Source organism: Streptomyces sp. NPDC107522, assembly GCF_055657525.1.
The window spans coordinates 178,407-195,495 of the sequence record NZ_JBVKAU010000004.1 but is presented as its reverse complement, the minus strand read 5'-3'; the positions used below and the strand labels follow the sequence as shown (position 1 = coordinate 195,495).

Below are 17,089 nucleotides of genomic sequence, written 5' to 3'. Positions count from 1 at the left end.
CCGGTGCCGGACGACGCGGTTCCCGGCGAGGTCATGGGACCGCGCTGAGGCCTCAGCGCTCGTGGTCCAGTTCATCGCCCGCGATCAGCACCCTGTGGTGCCCACCGTCCGGCGCGACCAGGACGGGCTGCAGGGTGAGGGTGATGCGATGGGTGCGGGAAGAGGCGATGGACGTGTCGGCGTTCGCCTCGACCACCCAGAAGTTCACCTTGCCGCCCACCCCACCGGACCGGTCGACCGCAATGACCGCCTCGATCTCCACCGGCCCCAACTCGAAGCGGACCGGTCCAGGGCCCGACTCGGACAGGGTGGAGTTGAGCTGACTCCTCAACTCCCGTACCACCTCGGTCAGTTCGATCACAGAGCCTCCCTGCGCGCGGACAGGCGGCGATGCTACGGGGAAATCCGGGACAAGTCACCCATGCCCCCGCCGCGGCCGGGGACGCCTGCGGCGTAGGGAGCGGAGCGGAGGGGTAGAGGCCTGATGTGGGCGAACACGAGAGGAGGACCACGGGGCTGGAGATCAGCCGGGTGGCCGAGGTGATCACCGGCAGGCCCCACGGCACACCAGGCCGCCGCGGTTCTGGCTACCGTGTCACCGACGAATACGTCGTGACCTGCGCACATGTCGTCGAGCCGCCCCTGGCCGCACTCCGGGTCCGTTTCGACGCGGACCGTCCCACCGAGTGGACCGCCCGCGCCCGTGTCGCCCTGTGTTCCGTCTCCGCCGACCTGGCTCTGCTGGAGCTGACCGCTTTGCCGGCCGGGGCACCGACCGCCCTCCGCCCGCCCCGGTACACCGCTGTCCCGGAGGCAGATGTGACCCTGCCCGTCTCCGCGGTCGGCTTCCCTCTCTTCAAACGCCGCCGGGACACTCACGCCGACGGTGGCCCGCCCGGCTGGTACCGCGACTCCTGCCATGTCGAGGGCAAGGTGTCGGTTCTCTCCAACCGCCGTGAGGGAACCCTGGAAGTCGCCGTCCCGCCTCCCGCCGACCACGTCGCACCGGAACACTCGCCCTGGGAAGGAATGTCAGGAGCGGCCGTCTGGTGGGACGACGCGGTCATCGGCCTGATCACGGCCCACCATCGGTCGGACGGCCTGGCTCGGCTGACCGCCGTACCGATGGCGCGGTGGTACGACGTGCTGGACAAGGGCGAGTCGGACCTGCTGCGCAGATGCCTGGGCCTGCCGCGGGAAACCGCCGGCTCAGGGACTTTCGGCACCGGGCCCCCCGCCCGGCCGCTGCCCTTGCTGAGCCCGGCGGAACTCTGGGAACTGACGGATGCGATCGCCGCGTTGCCCTGCCTGCGCCGGCCCGACGGACTGGACACCGTCCTGGACGGCACCGACCCCCGCCTCGCCGCCCATCGGCCGCGTGACAGCCGCCTGCGGTTCGAGGTCCACGGCCTGCTGCGCACCTGCCGTAGCTATCCCGGCACGTTCGGCCCCCTGGTGGCGGCCTTGCGGGACGCGGAGCAGGGTTCCGAGGAAATGCGCCGAGTCGAGCACGTCCTGCACCGGATGAACCTCGAGTACGGCTGACGTCATGCGGTGACTGGCCGGTACGCAGGGTTTCGGGTCTTCCGCCACTGGGTCATCATGGGAGGGAACGCCGAATGCGCCAACGGCCATCAACAGGAGGGAACTTGGCAGCCGTGGAGCGGGCTACGCCTGCCACTGGTCCCGGGATCATGGATCTCTCGGGTGTGTCCCTTGAGACGCTGCGCACGATGGACGGCCCAGTCCTGTCGGAGTCGCTCGATCGCCTGATGAGTGACATCGACGACCCGTACTCGGTCAGAGTGGCGGGCACCAACCCGTCCCACCGGGAGTGAGGCGGGAAGAGCCGGTGCGTGCTGAGGCCGACGTGGCGCGGGATCGTCCGGCCTTCCACACGCTTTCGGCGGAAGGAATCCGGTCACTTGTCGACGGTGACGACCAGGGTGAGACGGTCGGCGAGTTATTGAGGGCCGAACGCAGCCGCCGCCTGCTGTTCCTTCGGGCCCTCTACGACCGGGCCGGCGCCGGCACCGAGGCGGCGGAGGCGGCGGTCACCGAGGCCTGGAGCCTGCTCGAACTCGCGCAGCGGACAGCGCCCGAGGCCGTCGAGGAGATCCTGATGGCTCCGGGAACGGGCGTATGGGTGTCCTCGGCGTTACGGCGTCTTCGGGACGGGTCCGCGGAGGAGCCCCCGCTCTGGGTCACCACCGGACATCTGTCCACCCTGGCCGTCGCCGCGGCGACCCGTGCGCGGCTGACGTTCTCCCTGGAGGTTCCGGCGTGGTGGGGCGCCGTGGCCCTGCCCGGCCTGGGCTGCGCGACGCTCCCGGTAAGGGAGGCCTGGACCGTCGCACGTGCCACGGGACACGACGGAACCCTCCGCATCACCGCGGCCGGCACCGAGGTTCGCATCGGCCCCGACTGGCAGCGGCCCGCGACGGGCTGGCAGCCGACCCGCCGACTCGTGGTCGGTCCGCAGGAGTCGCCCCTCCGCCTCGTACTGGAGGAGCACGATCCCTACCGGGCCTTCTCCGGACCCCAGGCACCGCGCGTCCTGTCACCGGCCGAGGACCGCGCCTGGCGGTCGTCGCTGGCCGAGACGTGGGAGATCCTGCTGCGCGACGAGCCGGCCGTCGCTGAGGCCATGCGGCGAGGCGGACTCGTCTCGATCGCGCCCACGGAACCAAGAGAAAGGTTTCGGCCGTACAGCAGCTCCGCCGGGGAGGCCTTCGGCGGGGTCAGCGCCTCCCTCCCGGACAGCCCTTCCCAGCTGGCGGCCACGCTGGTGCACGAGTTCCAGCACATCAAACTCGGCGCCGTGATCCACCTCGATCCGCTGCTCCACAGGGCCGATGCGCCCGACGAGCAGGAGAAGCTGTTCTACGCCCCGTGGCGGGACGATCCCCGTCCGCTGGAAGGGCTTCTGCAAGGGATCTACGCCTTCTTCGGAGTGACCCGGTTCTGGCGTTCTCACCGCCGGGTCACGGGGGCGAGGCGTTCGCCGCTGGCCGACTTCGAGTTCGCCTTCTGCCGTGAACAGGTGTGGTCGACGCTGAACGCCGTCCGGTACCACGCACGGCTGACTCCGGTGGGGCGCCGCCTCTTGGACTCCATGCGGGAGCTGTGTGCCCGCTGGCTGACGGAGGAGGTGCCCGGTGCGGAGCTTCGCCTGGCCCGCGAGGCAGGGGCCGACCACCGCGCCAGGTGGCGTGCGCACCATCTGCGTCCGTCGGCTCGTGCCGTCGAGGAGGCCGCACAAGCGTGGCGGAGGGGGGACGCGCGTCCGCCCACTCCCCTCGCGGCACCACCGCGTCCGGCACCCGACACCGCCGCGGGCTGCCTGGACACGGCCGCCGTTCTCGCCCGGCACGGGATCATGGATCCACGAGGAGAGTGGACCCACGAGGCCGGAAACCCGGTGCGCGGGGCAGGCCGGGCCGACGTCCTCCTGGCCCAGGGCGAGCGGGCCGCCGCCCGCCGGCTTCTGGTGGAGCAACTGCTGACCGAGGAACACCCGGCAGGTACGTGGGCGGTTCTCGGCCGGGCGCTGGCAGACGACCCGGAGCACGGCGCCGCCTCCCGGCTCCTGCTCCGGTTCCCGGAGCGGGCCAGGGCCACACAGGAGGCCCTGGAGGCGGCCTACGGGAACCGGGCCGATCCCGTACGCCTGGCCGCCTGGCTGGCCGAAGGCGCCGGACCGGCCTGAACCCCGGCGGCTTGAGGGGTACGCCTCACAGAGGCAAGGGGTCGATGTCGCAGTTCGCCCGGATGCCCTCCCGGAAGTCCACGGCCGCGGGGTGGGGAGCAGCGCTCTCCTGTCCTGTGGGCGAGGTGTCCAGGACCCGCTCGAGGCGTTCCCTCGTGTCCCCGCGCAGGGCCGTGCCCTCGTCGTCCAGGCCGGCGGACACCAGGTCCAGGGCCAGATTGCCGGCGCAGGCGAGCGTGGTCGGATGGTCCGGGCCGAACGTCTCCAGGCACCCCTCCAGCGTCTCCCGGCCCTTGGCGACCGCTTCCTGGTGTTCGCCCAGTGCGGCCAGGTCGCTGGCCAGGTTGATGGCAGCCACGAGAGTGAAGGGGTGACGCCCGCCGAGTCCGTCGGTCAGTGTGGCCAGCGCCGTCTCGTCCAGGCGGCGCGCCTCGTCCGGGCGGCCCAGGAGGCGTTCGGACACCGCCAGCCCGACGTCCGCCGACATGGTGTACGGATGCCGGGCGTGGAACACCTTGCGATAGCCGGCGCAAGCCTGCGCACCCCGGGCACGAGCCGCTTCCAGGTCGCCGTTCTGACGCAGGGCGATGGCGAGCGACAGGGCACTCGACAGGGACCGGGGGTGGGTCTCGCCGTAGCGGCGGGTGAACGCCTCGTGCGCCTCGATGGCGTATTCCAGGGCATGGACGTGATCTCCCGCCTTGCGGCAGGCGATACCCAGTTCGCGGACGGTGTCGATGGTGCCGGGATAGCGGCTGCCGAACAGGTCGCGGGACGCCGCCAGGGCGCTCTCCTGGAGTTGGCGCGCACCGATGTAGTCCCCGGTCTCGCGGACGTCGACCGCGATCGAGTTCTCGGTGATGAGGCTGCGCTGTTCGTCACGGCCGAACACCCGCAGCTTCAGGCCCCAGGTCTTGCGGTCCAGGTCGAGCGCCTCCCGGAACGCGCCGGTGAGACGGAGACTCACGCCCAGGTTGTGGGCGATGTTGAGGGTGACGGGATCGTCCTCGCCGAAGGCCCGGACCGCCCGCTCGTAGGCGACGCGGTCGAGTTCCGCCGATACCAGGAAACGGCCCTCGGCACGGCGTACGGCTGCCTCGGTCTGAATCGCGTCGAGGGCGCTCTCGCTGTCGGGGGCCGCGACGCGGTCGTACACCCGCCGAATGCGCTCGACCAGATCCGAGGCGTCGCGGTACCGGCCGACCGTCCAGTACATCCAGGTCAGCCACTGGCCCATCAGCAGCGTCTGCTCGTCCTCCTCGCCGAAGAGTTCCCGCCAGGTGGTCCAGGCGGACTCGGAGAAGTCGACGGCGACTTCGTGATCGCCCCAGTGGTAGAGGTACTTGGCGATGTTGATCACCAGTTCACGGGTCCACGACTGGTCCGACGTGACGGCGTCGGAGGCCATCACGTGCGTGTAAAGCTCAGCGTATCGATCCCAGCTCTTGGGGTCGGTCGGTGTCTGTGGATCGGCTGCCGCCATCAGGGAGTGGGCGCTCTCGCGCATGCGGTTCTGCTCCTGTGGGCTCATACGGTTGATCAGAACGTGCTGGACCAACCTGTGCATCTCGATGGAGTTCGTACGGTGGTCAATACGGGCGAGCGAGTACCGGTTGATCTCCCGAATCGCACGTGCGAGCTTCATGGGGTCGTTCAGAGCCGCATCCAGCTCGGGGAACGAGCTGCTGTTCCCGCGGCTGGAAAGGATCTTCCGCGAGATGGGGTCCGGTGCGAAGTACGAGCACAGCTGGAGCAGCCGGAGCGCGGCGGGGCTGCGGGTCTCCAGGTGGTCGAGGGAGACGTTCCAGGCCGCGGCCACGGGCAGCTGGTAGTCCGGCGGCGGGGCGGTCTCCAGGAGTTCGTTCTTCTTGCTCTCGAACAGGCGCAGATACTCCGAGGCCGGCATGCCCGTCTCGGCCCGCCAGGCCGCGGCCTGCACCAGGGCCAGGGGCAGGTCGCCCAGTGCCTTGGCCAGCTCCTCGGCCTCCTCGTCCGCGAGGGCGGGCCCGGAGCCGCGGAGCAGCTCCTTGCTTTCCTCCCGGGTGAACACGTCCACTTCGAGGGAACCGCCCACCAGTCCCCAGCGCCGGTTCCGGGAGGTCACCAGGATCGTCCCCGAGCCGCCGGTCGGGAAATAGGGACGTACCTGCTCCGGGCTGTCCGCGTTGTCGAAGATCAGCATCCAGCGGGAGTACGGGTGTCCCTCGCGCAGCGCCTCGCGCACCGCCGGTCCCGCCACGTTGATTTCGGAGGACGAGGTCAGGCCCAGCCTCCGGGCCAGTTCCACCAGGGACTGGCCGATCTGTCCCGGCCGCTCGGACGGGATCCACCAGACGATGTCGTACTCGGACTGGTGGCGGTAGGCGTACTCGATCGCCAGCTGCGTCTTCCCGACCCCGCCCATACCGTGGATCGCTTCCGGCAGGACCGTCGTCGTGCCCTCGCTCAGCCGCTGGTCGAGCAGATCGAGGAGCTCGGTGCGGCCCGTGAAGTTCTGGTTGCGTGGGGGCAGGTTCCCCCAGATGCGCGGCTGTGTGGTGCGCTCTCCTTCCTCTGTGCGCTGGGGTGTCCTCGACATGCGCGGCGCTCCTTCGTCTGCTGCGGAAGGGGGGGACGGGGTGACGTCGGAAACGGCGGGCGGCTGCTTGGTGAGGCGCACCCCGTACCGTCGATCGTGCCATTTCAGGGCATTACGCAGAATTCCGGCACGCTGAAGGAAGGACACGGCGATCAGCGCCTGCAGTTCCACGCGGAGGAACCCGGCGTTGCGAGACGTGACAGCCGGGACGGCCGTGTCGCTCAGTGACGCCGATGGCGGCGGCAGCAGCGATGCGCTCGCCGGGTCGGCGGCCAGCACGTCGCGGACCTCGCGAAGCGTGCGGAGGGTCGCGCTGCGCCGCCCCAGGGCGAGGAGTTGTGCACGGACACCCGGCAGGAACTCGTACACCACGGCCGCCGCGGCGTCGTCACGGATGCCCGTGGCGCGCACCAGGCCGCTCAGGAAGAGTTCGGCGGCGTGCACAGGTCCGGCCCCGGGCGTGCAGCGGATCAGTCTGCGGACGACAGGCAGGCTCAGCGGCGCTGCGGCGAGGCGGGTGGCGAGCTGGAAGGCGGTGGGGGAGGCGGCGGCGCGGAAGTCGGAGACCCAGCCGGCCGCGGACCCCGGACTCGGGGCGCCGGGGACATCGGACACCCAGGGCAGAGCCCGGGCGGAGTCCGGCCGGGCTTTCCAGCGGTGGGCGAATATCGCCGGCATGTCCAGCCAGCGTGGCTCGTTGCCGGCCAGCACGGCGGACAGGGCGCGCGCCCCGTGGTGGGCGAGCGAGAGGACGGGCACGACGACCCGCGCGCTCCCTGCCTCCGCACCCTCTCCTTCGCCTGCCCCCTCCGCTTCCCCTTCGCCTTCGCATTCGCCGAGCTCCATCGCCCGGAACTCGGGCGGTACCTCCCGTGGGCGCCACTCCCAGGCTTCGTTGGCCGTCCAGGGCCGTGGCGCGCTCACCTGAACGTGGGACACGTCGAGGCCGGTGCGGTACCACAGATGGGGCGGGAGTACGTCGATCACGGTGACCGGCAGGACGAGCCCCCAGTCCCGCAGCAGAGGCTGTACCGCACCCAGATGCCAGCCGGCTGCCAGGCCGTCAGTGACGAGCAGGATCACGCGCCGGGTCGCGTCTCGCGCGGGTCCCGGCACCGGTTCGTCGGTCCGTACCCGGGACGGCGCCGTTTCGTCCGTGCCGTACAGGTGGACGACCCGCACATCGGTGAAGCTCTCGGCCAGGATTCCCGGCAGTGCCCGGAGGACCTGGTCCCACACGCGCATGCTCACGTGGGAGTCGACGACCAGGACCGCTTCCGTCCGCGTGGCATCGTCCTCGGAGATCGGAGCGTCCCGCATGGCCGCGGAGGCCGCCCTGCCCCATAACCGCTCGTACCGAGCGTCGTCACTGGGCATGGTCACTCGCAGGGGATCGGTGGTGGTGTCGTTGCGGTGACGGGGACGCGTCTCCGCCGACAAATGCGACAACCACCCCGTGCACGGGGCAGCTTACCCGCGACGCGGACGTGTGGTCGCCTGCTCCGACGGACGTACTTGGCATCACGGAGTGCGACCTCCTCTCTCCCCCGACCGTGGGCGACTTCTATCGAGTGCCGCCGGAATCACCACCCGGAGCCGATGGCCCGGGCATGCGTTCCGGGTCGTCCAGGAGCAGAGCCAGATGGCGCCCGACATGACCGTCCCAGCCCTCGGGCCCGAGCGCCAGCGCCTCGTTCCGCCATCGCCGGGTGCGTTCCAGGAGCCCGGCCAGACCCCTGTCCCGGACGATGTCCGCCGCGGCCTCGCGAAACGCGACACCCGAGCCGCTCCTGTCCCAGAGCAGGGCCGGGATGCCGGCTCTGAGGGCCGCGACGAACTCCTGCCGGGCGGCCGGTGACTCGGCGCCGGGTGGCTCGCTGAGGATGAGGCAGACGATCTGCTCGTCCTCCTTGAGTTCACGTTCCAGATGGAAGGCGGACCGGTCCGGCTGGCTCCAGTGCGAGCGGCTCTCGGCCGGCCGCTCCTTCAGCTGCCTCCAGCGGTTGTTCCAAGGCCGGTGCCAGGCTCCCTTGCGCAGCCGGTCGAAACTCCGCAGCACAACGGTGTAGTCCATCACCAGCGGCGTGGGGATGGGCGCGTCGCGCTCCTTGTTCCACCACTCCACCGGCTCTCCCAGCAGGTCCCAGGGCAGGATGTACTCGATCACCACTGGCTGACGCAGGTCCGACCAGAGCTCCTCGGCCTCCTCGATCAGCCGGTCCACCGCGCCGGGGAGCTCGTCCCGGTGGAGCTTGACGGTCTCACCCGGTATCGGATGCCACCCATCGGTGTCGGACTGCCGCCAGTGCGACACGTAGTAGCTGTCCGGGTCCACGCCGTCCGGTTCCAACTGGATCAGCAGATACGCCGGATGGAGGGACGGTTCGACCGACGGCGCGGCGCTCCCGCCGTGCTGCCAGCCGGCCATCTCGTCCGTCAGCCCGCGCAGTTGGGCCTGTCTGCGGTTCCAGCGCCGTAACTCCTCCGCGTCCTGGGTGCGGCCCTCCTTCACCAGATGCTCGGCAGCCAGCGAAAGGAAGGCCATGGAAGGGGGGAGTTCGTCGGCCGCGGTGTTGTTCCCGGCCAGATGCAGGAACACCTCCCAGCCGGTGGTGCACCAGCCATGCAGTTCCTGAGTGCGTGCGTGGCTGGCACGGCGGGCGAGTGTGGTCAGTAAAGAGGTGGAGCGGATGCTCTGCAGCACGGGTCGCAAGGGACGCAGGTCGGTGTCCTGGAAGAAGGCCGCAGCCTCCCATTCGTCCACCAGCCGCCACAGTGCGAGCGCGCTCTCCGACCCCTGCTCCGCGTAGTCCAGACACCGCGCCAGTGTCTGCAGCCCTTCGTCGGCGGCCGCACAGGACTTGACCAGCTGCCTCAGCCACAGCCCCAGTGGAGCGTCCTGCCGCGGGTCCAGACCGGTACGCGGCCCCAACTCCTCGGTGAGATCCTGGATCACCATGTCGGCACCGGCCTGTCGCCGCATGGTCTCCGATGTCGTGAGTACACGGGTGATCTCCGCCATGAGCTCATTGCGCACGCGTGCGGCGCTGCGGTCCTCCACCTCGTGACCTCCCCCAGATGCCATCGAGTTCGTTCCCGCCTGGTCCCGACAGCCTACGACTAGCCTTCCCAGCCGTCATCGGCGTGAAAGGTCGTTAATTCCACAGGAGTTGGCAACAGGAGCGGCCGTGGAAATGATCGGGCCACCGCCACCGCTGCCCAGATCGCCGACACCCCGCCCGCGAACCGTCGACAGACCCGCGACGCCTCTGGATCGTCCCTGGTCGCGGGCCACGTTCGGAGCAGGGGAGCGAGAGCCGAGAGGCGCTGCTCGTCGGATGACTGCCGAGGGTCCCGGGCAGGCGTGGTCTCGGCCCGGTCCAGGCGCGTTCCACCAGGGCCCACTGGATCCTGAGGCCGTCGTACGGGCCGCCGCTGCCCCGTGGGATCCCCTGCTCGTACGACTCGCGACAGCGGAACCGGTCGTGCACGCAGAGTGTTTGTGCCCGCGGCCAGGCGGGACGCGGCCTCCCTCCCCACCGTGCGCAAGACATGGCAGACATGCCTGATCCCCAGGGCCAGGCGGCACAGAGGGGGCCGCCGGGTTTGAACGCAGGGCTCTTCGGATTCCTGGCCGTCGGTAATCGCCGTGGACCGGGCCTATGGTGATTGCGAACTCGCGGAGGCTGTAACCGCGCTCTGCGGTGGGGGAGAACTTGGCCGGAGATGACCTCTGTCCTGGGAGGCGCTCGAGAACGGATCTTCGGGATGGGCTCCGGATCAGCGCCGACCACTCAGGGGCCCGACCCGGGTTGCGGATCAGGCCCCTGGTACTTCACGGTCGGGGTGGCGGGATTTGAACCCACGACCTTTTCGTCCCGAAGCAACTTGGGCGGGCACTCTGCCTTGGGCTTGTGCGCCTCTCACCTGCTCCACGCGTGTGTGCGGCTGTCCGCTGTTGCGCATGAGCGTTGTCACGCAGTTAGACACTCACCCAGGTGACGAGCTGGCGCTTACAGGATGCGGGCAAGGGCTAACGGTCCCGTCTCGCGGGTTCGCGCCAATGCCGTTACTGATCGTCGAGCGCCGTCGCCGTTCGTGCTCGCTGCGTCACTGCCGTCGGGGGGCGGCCGTGTGAGTGCGGTACGAATTCGCCATCACCCACGTGAGAACAATAAACAGACACAGGGTCCCCCTCAGCAAGCTGACGGGGACCCATGAACGAGCGAAGGCCGCCGGGTGGCAGTCTAAGGCCTAAGGGGCGAGGCGGTACGCAAAGCGTGCCTGTGCCGTCGTCCTTACGTGGACTTGGTGATGAACGCGGCCGACTTGAACCTGGTCAGTGCTGGGCAGTAGACCTGTGACCAGCCGCTCGTACGCCAACGGGGAGCATCGATGTCGATAAGGCCGCCCCCGTCCAGGCGTATACACGTGACGCTGGCCTTGTAGTGGCCGCCGTTGCTGTCATCGCACTTGGCCATCGCGCCGTTGTTGAAGTTGCTCTGTGCTCTGCAGCCCGTTGGCCAAGCCTTTACCCCCGTGGGCGCTGCGGATGCTGCCCCCTGGAATCCGAGGGAGAAGGCGGCTATCACGCCACCCATTACAAGAGCCGACATTTTCTTCATTGGTGCGAATCCTTTCGACGCGCGGTCATTTAGAGGGGTGCCATGTGTGGAGGGTTGGCGCGTCGATATCAGGTCACCTTGGTTTCGATGCCGGCGCTCTGAACTCTGGTCGAGCCTTGGCAGTAGGCCTTCGACCACGAGCCATTGTTCCGCCAGTCGCCATCGAAGAGGTAGATGCGGCCATTGTCTGTGTCCTTGCATACCGCCACGGCGCGGTAGTGGCCCCCGTGCGAGTTGCTGCACTTCGCCACAGTCAGCTTTGTGTCGACGACCTGTTGCGTGCATCCGGTCGGTCGGCCCTTAGTAGCAGCTGATGCTGTGGCAGGCGCCGAGATTAAGAGGCCGAGTGTTGCTGTTCCGGCTAGGATTAGTTTTGTTGTCGTGTGCACTAAATTCCCCGTTCTTTGGATTCGGTTCCCCATGTCGGGTCGACATCTTCAACCTATGAGGCAACTGAAAAGCATGTCAATCGAGTTCCAAAAGTTGAGGATCATTTGAGGTTCCTATCGCCAGGTGGCGGAATTCGGCCATTGACGTAAATCCATTGCCAGTCATGAGGAATACACGTTAAGGCCGCGTCCTGCATGGTGAGGGCTGACGTAGGCCCGTATGAGGTGGGTACCTGGAGCTGGATCGTGCGGGTCGCTGTTCCCAGAGCAACGAACGCGGTCAGAGGTGGCGGAGCGGACAACGTCCTTAGGTTGGGTCAGTGGGTGTGCCTGGCGGGGGTTGCCACAGGGCTTCGGCACCTCATAGTCGACCACCCATGGCGGTTTTGATCTGGTCCAGAAGCGGCAAACGCTGTCGGTGGAGTCTTAATGACCGGGTCAAGCTGCGTCGGCCGTGGCTGTGCCTGTGGGCGGGGTTGCGGTGAAGGTGCGGTTGTCGCGGAGTAGGGCCCACAGGACGTCGACGCGGCGGCGGGCGAGGGCGATGACGGCGGGGATGTGCTTGTGGCCCTCGGCTCGTTTCTTGAGGTAATAGGTGCGGTTGGGGCCGTCGCGGATGATGCTGGTCTGGGCAGAGAGGTAGAAGACGCGGCGTAGGCGGCGGCTGTAGCGGTGGGGCCGGTGCAGGTTGCCCGTGCGGCGTCCGGAGTCCTTGGCGACCGGGACCAGACCGGCGGCGGAGGCGAGATGGCCGGCGTCAGGGTAGGTGGCCAGGTTGCCCGCGGCGGCGAGGAATTCGGCGCCCAGGATGGGGCCTATACCGGGCATCGACTCGATGACGGGGGCTTGCGGGTGGGTGCGGAATGTGTCGCGGATCTGCCGGTCGAGCTGCTTGAGCCGGTCGTCCAGGGCCAGCACCTGTCGGGCGAGGTCTGCGGTGATGTCAGCGGCGGTGTCCTGGCCGGGCAGCGTGATGTGCTGGGCGTGCGCGGCCTGGACGGCGGTGGCGGCCACCGTGTTGGGGTGGCGCACGCCTCGGGTGGCGAGCCAGCGGGTGAGGCGGGCTTGGCCGCAGCGGCGCAGGGCGGCGGGCGTCTGGTATCCGGTGAGCAGGATGAGGGCGCCCTTGTGGTCGGCGTAGTCGAAGGCCGCTTCCAGAGCGGGGCTGATACCCGTGAGCACGTCGTGCAGGCGGTTGAGCAGGCGGACCCGGTCGGCGATCAGGTCGGAGCGGTGGGCGGTGAGCAGGGCCAGGTCGGCGGCCAGGCGTGTGGGTACGTCGACGGGGGCGAAGTCGCGTCGCAGGCGGGCGGTGTCGGCGATCACGTAGGCGTCGCGGGCATCGGTCTTGGCCTCGCCCCGGTAGGCGCCGGCCATGCGGTTGACCGTCCGTCCGGGAACATAGACGACCCGTTGGCCCTGACTGGCGAGCAGGGCCAGCAGCAGGGCGGGGGCGGTGCCGGTGAGGTCAACTAGCCCATCGGGCATCGCCGGTCCGTGCAAGGACCTCGCTCAGGCCGGCCAGGATCGCAGCCTCGTCGTTGCTGACCTTCCGGCTCCACACGGTGGTGCCGGTGTCGTCGATCGCGACCCACCAGTGGTGGGCCTTGCTGGCGTCGATACCGACCCATAAACAGGGCGCCTGTGTGGTCATGTGTGCCTCCTTCGCCCTCGGACAGCGTGTGCCGCTTCAGTCCGAGGACACCCCGCCGTCAGCTCCGTAAACAGCGACCGATCCGCACATCTCAATCAGCGGTCAAGGCGTCCCGAGGAGCGGGGCGGCCACTCCGCCGGAGCCACTCGGGCAAGCGACTTTAGAGCCACACCCCACTCTTCCGGACCGCCTACCAACTTACGGAGCGGCTTTGGGCTGGAGCTGCTTTGGGGCGAGTGATCATGGCCCCGTAGGCTTCCGGCGAGTCGGGCTTCGACGGCCCGGAAGGACCCGACACCCCGCCGCCCGCCTGGGCCACCGTCGACCTCCTCGCCGATGCGATCCGGGCTGCCGCCGTGCGCTCGTACACCTCGGTCTCGGTCCCGGCCGCCGACGACCAACCCGCCCGCACCTTCCGTTGGGGCACACAGCTCGGCGTACGGCCCGTGAAGGCCTTCGGCGACGGCTCCGACATCACCGAACAGGCCGTCGCCTCCTACGTCGCCAAGTACGCCACCAAGGCCGCCGAGAACACCGGAACCCTCGAACGCCGCATCGGTGAACCTTCCGAACTCGACCGCCAACCGGACCCGGGCCACACCCGCCGCCTGATCGAAGCCTGCAAGGCACTCGATCCGCACTACCCGGACCGCCGCCTTTGGGCCTGGGCCCACATGCTCGGCTTCCACGGCCACTTCTCGTCCAAGTCCCGCCGCTACTCGACCACTCTCGGCGCCCTTCGTCAGGCCCGCGCCGACTTCCGCGCCGCCCAGGAACGCGAAGCACTCGGTCTGGACGGCTGCGAGCCGGACACCGTCCTCGTCCTCGCCGACTGGCAGTACGCCGGACACGGCCACACCCCCGGTGAATCCGCCCTCGCCGCCACCATCGCCCGCGACCTGCAGCTCAACCGCGAAACCGCCCGCGAAGCCCTACGTGATCACCTCGCCCTGGAAGGAGCCGCAGCATGACCACCGCCACCCTGAACTGCTGACCGTGTCGGACGCCATGGCGCGGCTCAAGGTCGGACGATCCAAGCTCTACCACCTGATCCGTACTCACCGGCTGGCCTCGATCAAGATTGATGGTGCCCGCCGGATACCTGCCGACGCCGTACGCGACTTCATCCAGCACCAGCTGGAAGAGGCCGCTTGATGACCAAGCGACGCAGCCGCGGTGACGGCGGGCCCCACTGGCATGAGAAGCGACAGCGTTGGATCGCCACGGCGAACCTTGGCTTCGATCCCAGCGGCAAGCGGATCGTCAAGCGGGGGAGTGGCAAGACCAAAACAGAGGCGAAGAACATGCTCAAGGGGGTGCTGCGGGATCATGAGGACGCTCTCGCTATCGCGCCCACGGGCTATACGGTCGCCGATGCCGTGAACGACTGGCTTGCCTATGGCCTGGCGGGCCGTGACCCCGGCACGGTTGAGAACTGCACCATCCTGACCCAGAACCACGTGATTCCGGCTCTGGGTGCCCGCAAGCTCCGCGACCTCAGTGTCGAGGACGCGATCGCTGGCTGGCTGCCAAGGCCAAGACCCTCAGCACCCGCACGCTGCAGGCCGTCCATTCCTGCCTGAACCGCTCGGTCAAGCGGGCCATGGCTCGGGACAAGATGAAGCGCAACGTCGTCGAACTGTGCTCAGTACCCCAGGGCCAGGCGGGTGTCCAAGGCGCTCACCTTGGCCCAGGCCGAGGCAGTGCTCAAGGCTGCCGAGGGGACCTCGATGCACGCTTACATCGTCGTAGCCCTGCTGACCGGTGCCCGAACAGAGGAGCTGAGGGCTCTCACCTGGGACCACGTCTTCCTGAAGGGAAGGCCGGACGCCGATCCGCCGCAGCCTCCGCACATCGCGGTATGGCGCTCGGTCCGGCGCGGCGGCGACATCAAGACCCGGAAGTCCCGGCGAACGCTCGCTCTGCCGGCGCGTTGCGTGGAGGTCCTCTGGCAGCACTTCGAAGACCAGGCCTGGGAGCGGCTCGCTGCTGGCGACAAGTGGGGGGACACGGCCTGGTCTTCTCGTCGGCCGTCGGCAAGCCGCTCGACGCGACCAACGTCCGGCGCGCCTGCCGCCAGGCACTCAAGGAGGCCGAGGGCATCAACGCCGACGACTGGACGCCCCGAGAGCTCCGCCACAGCTTCGTGTCCCTACTCTCCGACCGCGGTGTCCCGATGGAGGAGATCTCCCGTCTTGTCGGCCACTCCGGCACGGCCGTGACCGAGGAGGTCTACCGCAAGCAGATCTGCCCCGTGATCCAAACGGGTGCGGTCGTCATGGACAGCATTTTCGAGAGTGAGACTGACCGCTGATGTTGGTCAGAACCGCTACGCTCTGCGCTCCACACATGCACTCACGGCACAGCCCAGGGGGACCATGCCACGTGACCTGGATGGCTACATGCTGCCGGATCTTCCAGACGGACCCAATCGGCGTCGTACGGCCTGGCGCCCTGAGGGTTTCGAACTCCATCACCAAGCGATGGGGGAGGTGGAGTGCGAGTGCCCGTGTCGGCTGGCGCACCCACACCACCTCGTTGAGGACTGCGAGAACACCGCACAGCGCGTGGCGATGGTGGGCATTGGCACGGTTGGCATGAGTCAGCACGTTCTGCAGTTGTGCGCTGTTTGCTCGGCCGCACAGCTGCACGGACGTTGGCGTGAAGCCAGGTGGGATAGAGACGGTTGGCGGCTCGCGTGCGAGGGCATCGGCAAATTCGCGGTGCTGGTGGCCGTGGCCGGTACCTTGGTCGGCGCTCCACTTGGCTACATGAGTGCTGGGTTGTGGCTGGGGACCGGCGTTGGCATCGCCGCGGCATACGCAGCCTTTGAGCGGTGGTACTACCAGCGGAAGACGCCTCGCTAAGGCCCGAAGCGATCAACGCGTCGGCGCCCCACCGAACAACCTCGGGGCGGAACTCCATACGTGGTTCGCGGAGCTTAGTCACGCAGATAGACACGCACTGACGAGCAGAGGCCCCCTTCCTGGAGGAAGGGGGCCTCTGACCTGCTACTTCTCTGTCGGGGTGGCGGGATTTGAACCCACGACCTCTTCGTCCCGAACGAAGCGCGCTGCCAAGCTGCGCTACACCCCGATGTCACTGCTTGTCGCGGCGACGACGTTTACTTTAGCCCACTGGTGGCTGGAGACGAAATCCGGTTTTCGTGCGGTGATGGATGCGGCGGCGGATCGGGTTGGGGCGGGCGTGGTCGAGGGCTACGAGGAGGATGGCCAGGGCGTAGATGGCGAGGCCGATGAGGAGGGCGTTGGCCAGGACGCTCTTGTAGCCGTGCCGGGCCACATCGAGGAACGGGTAGAGGTAGCGGGCCGGGCTGTCGGGGAGGAGCTCGCCTCGGATGAGGGAGAACGCCAGGTAGGCGAGGGGGTAGAGCATCCAGGTCACCGCCTGGCGCAGGCGCAGCCGGCCGGGGGATGTGAGGAGCAGCCAGTCCAGGACGGCCGCCAGGGGCGTCGCCGTGTGCAGGATCTGGTTGGTGAGCGCGTGCCAGCCGGTCGGGGTGGTGGCCTCGCCGGTGAGGACGCCGGGGAGCGCGAAGGAGCTCGCCCCGTGTGCCAGCAGCAGGTGGTAGACGAGGCCCGTGACCGCGGCGTAGAGCAGCGCCGCGCCCGTCAGGGCCGACGGCAGCGGGCGGCGGGCGGTCCAGGCGCGGCGGGCCGCGGCGGCGAGGACCAGGGCCAGCAGGATGTTGCTCTGGATCGCGAAGTGGCTCAGGGTGCGCAGGGGGCTGCCGAGGGCCAGCTCGACCGTCACCGCCGCGGCCGCGGCCAGTGCGACCAGCAGGCGGTATGCGGCGGCCAAGGGGCGAGGCACGGGGCTCATCACCGCCGTGGCGGGGACATGGGAGGGCAGCAGCACGGGCATGCCCGGTATCGCGGGGAGATCCGGGATGTCCCTGGGTATCGGGGCGGTCATGCCCTTCACGCTAAGCAGGACGGGCGAATGGGGCGATACGGGTAACCCGTGCGGGTTACCCGAGAACCACAGGAATCCCCCGCCATCGTTACGCCGCCGACCCGCCGACCCGCCGACCCGCCGACCCGCCGACCCGCCGACCCGCCGACCCGCCGACCCGCCGACCCGCCGACCCGCCGACCCGCCGACCCGCCGAAC

Annotated in this window: 8 protein-coding genes, 1 tRNA gene and 3 pseudogenes; 5 read left to right on the top strand and 7 right to left on the bottom strand. The window is 68.9% G+C overall.

Features of this window, described 5'->3' with window-relative positions; genetic code table 11:
* Window positions 1–52: 52 nt before the first annotated feature.
* The gene (locus ACZ7L6_RS14755) at window positions 53–361 is read right to left on the bottom strand and encodes a trypco2 family protein (RefSeq protein ID WP_471923711.1); all 309 of its coding nucleotides are present in this window, start codon (window positions 359–361) and stop codon (window positions 53–55) included.
* Between the two features lie 125 nt (window positions 362–486).
* Between ACZ7L6_RS14755 and ACZ7L6_RS14750 the strand changes: the two genes are divergently transcribed.
* Together ACZ7L6_RS14750 and ACZ7L6_RS14745 are read left to right on the top strand one after the other, a co-directional pair.
* Window positions 487–1,545, top strand: coding sequence for an effector-associated domain 2-containing protein (locus tag ACZ7L6_RS14750; RefSeq protein ID WP_471923709.1), 1,059 nt, complete (start codon window positions 487–489; stop codon window positions 1,543–1,545).
* 307 nt (window positions 1,546–1,852) lie between these two features.
* Window positions 1,853–3,709, top strand: coding sequence for an HEXXH motif domain-containing protein (locus ACZ7L6_RS14745; protein WP_471923707.1), 1,857 nt, complete (start codon window positions 1,853–1,855; stop codon window positions 3,707–3,709).
* 25 nt (window positions 3,710–3,734) lie between these two features.
* Here ACZ7L6_RS14745 and fxsT read toward each other — a convergent pair whose 3' ends face one another.
* The 4 genes and pseudogenes from fxsT to ACZ7L6_RS14725 all read right to left on the bottom strand — a co-directional run bounded on the left by fxsT (window position 3,735) and on the right by ACZ7L6_RS14725 (window position 12,955).
* Window positions 3,735–7,664 (bottom strand): FxSxx-COOH system tetratricopeptide repeat protein, encoded by a 3,930-nt coding sequence (gene fxsT / locus ACZ7L6_RS14740; RefSeq protein ID WP_471923705.1) that lies wholly within the window; start codon window positions 7,662–7,664, stop codon window positions 3,735–3,737.
* 187 nt (window positions 7,665–7,851) lie between these two features.
* Window positions 7,852–9,348, bottom strand: coding sequence for a VMAP-C domain-containing protein (locus tag ACZ7L6_RS14735; protein WP_471923703.1), 1,497 nt, complete (start codon window positions 9,346–9,348; stop codon window positions 7,852–7,854).
* Window positions 9,349–10,585: 1,237 nt separating this feature from the next.
* Window positions 10,586–10,768, bottom strand: coding sequence for a hypothetical protein (locus ACZ7L6_RS14730; protein WP_471923701.1), 183 nt, complete (start codon window positions 10,766–10,768; stop codon window positions 10,586–10,588).
* Between the two features lie 971 nt (window positions 10,769–11,739).
* A pseudogene (locus tag ACZ7L6_RS14725) lies at window positions 11,740–12,955 on the bottom strand (IS110 family RNA-guided transposase).
* 275 nt (window positions 12,956–13,230) lie between these two features.
* Here ACZ7L6_RS14725 and repSA point away from each other — a divergent pair.
* The 3 genes and pseudogenes from repSA to ACZ7L6_RS14710 all read left to right on the top strand — a co-directional run.
* Window positions 13,231–13,926 (top strand): annotated as a pseudogene (repSA, locus tag ACZ7L6_RS14720) (replication initiator protein RepSA); the annotation flags it as partial.
* Window positions 13,927–13,963: 37 nt separating this feature from the next.
* Window positions 13,964–14,110 carry a helix-turn-helix domain-containing protein gene (locus tag ACZ7L6_RS14715; protein WP_471924578.1) on the top strand — a complete coding sequence of 49 codons (147 nt, stop codon included), beginning with the start codon at window positions 13,964–13,966 and terminating at the stop codon, window positions 14,108–14,110.
* Window positions 14,110–15,269 (top strand): annotated as a pseudogene (locus ACZ7L6_RS14710) (site-specific integrase). Before ACZ7L6_RS14715 ends, ACZ7L6_RS14710 begins: the two are co-directional and overlap by 1 nt.
* Before the next feature lie 708 nt (window positions 15,270–15,977).
* On the opposite strand, the gene ACZ7L6_RS14705 reads toward ACZ7L6_RS14710, so the two are convergent.
* Window positions 15,978–16,051 (bottom strand) — tRNA-Pro (locus ACZ7L6_RS14705).
* A 33-nt stretch (window positions 16,052–16,084) separates the two neighbouring features.
* The gene (locus ACZ7L6_RS14700; protein ID WP_471923699.1) at window positions 16,085–16,891 is read right to left on the bottom strand and encodes a Pr6Pr family membrane protein; all 807 of its coding nucleotides are present in this window, start codon (window positions 16,889–16,891) and stop codon (window positions 16,085–16,087) included.
* Window positions 16,892–17,089 lie beyond the last annotated feature (198 nt).

What these genes read in the sequence shown, in the direction of transcription:
- fxsT (WP_471923705.1), bottom strand. Translation starts at nt 7,664, where the DNA reads ATGCCCAGTGACGACGCTCGGTACGAGCGGTTATGGGGCAGGGCGGCC.
- ACZ7L6_RS14730 (WP_471923701.1), bottom strand. Translation starts at nt 10,768, where the DNA reads ATGGCCAAGTGCGATGACAGCAACGGCGGCCACTACAAGGCCAGCGTC.
- ACZ7L6_RS14715 (WP_471924578.1), top strand. Translation starts at nt 13,964, where the DNA reads ATGGCGCGGCTCAAGGTCGGACGATCCAAGCTCTACCACCTGATCCGT.
- ACZ7L6_RS14700 (WP_471923699.1), bottom strand. Translation starts at nt 16,891, where the DNA reads ATGACCGCCCCGATACCCAGGGACATCCCGGATCTCCCCGCGATACCG.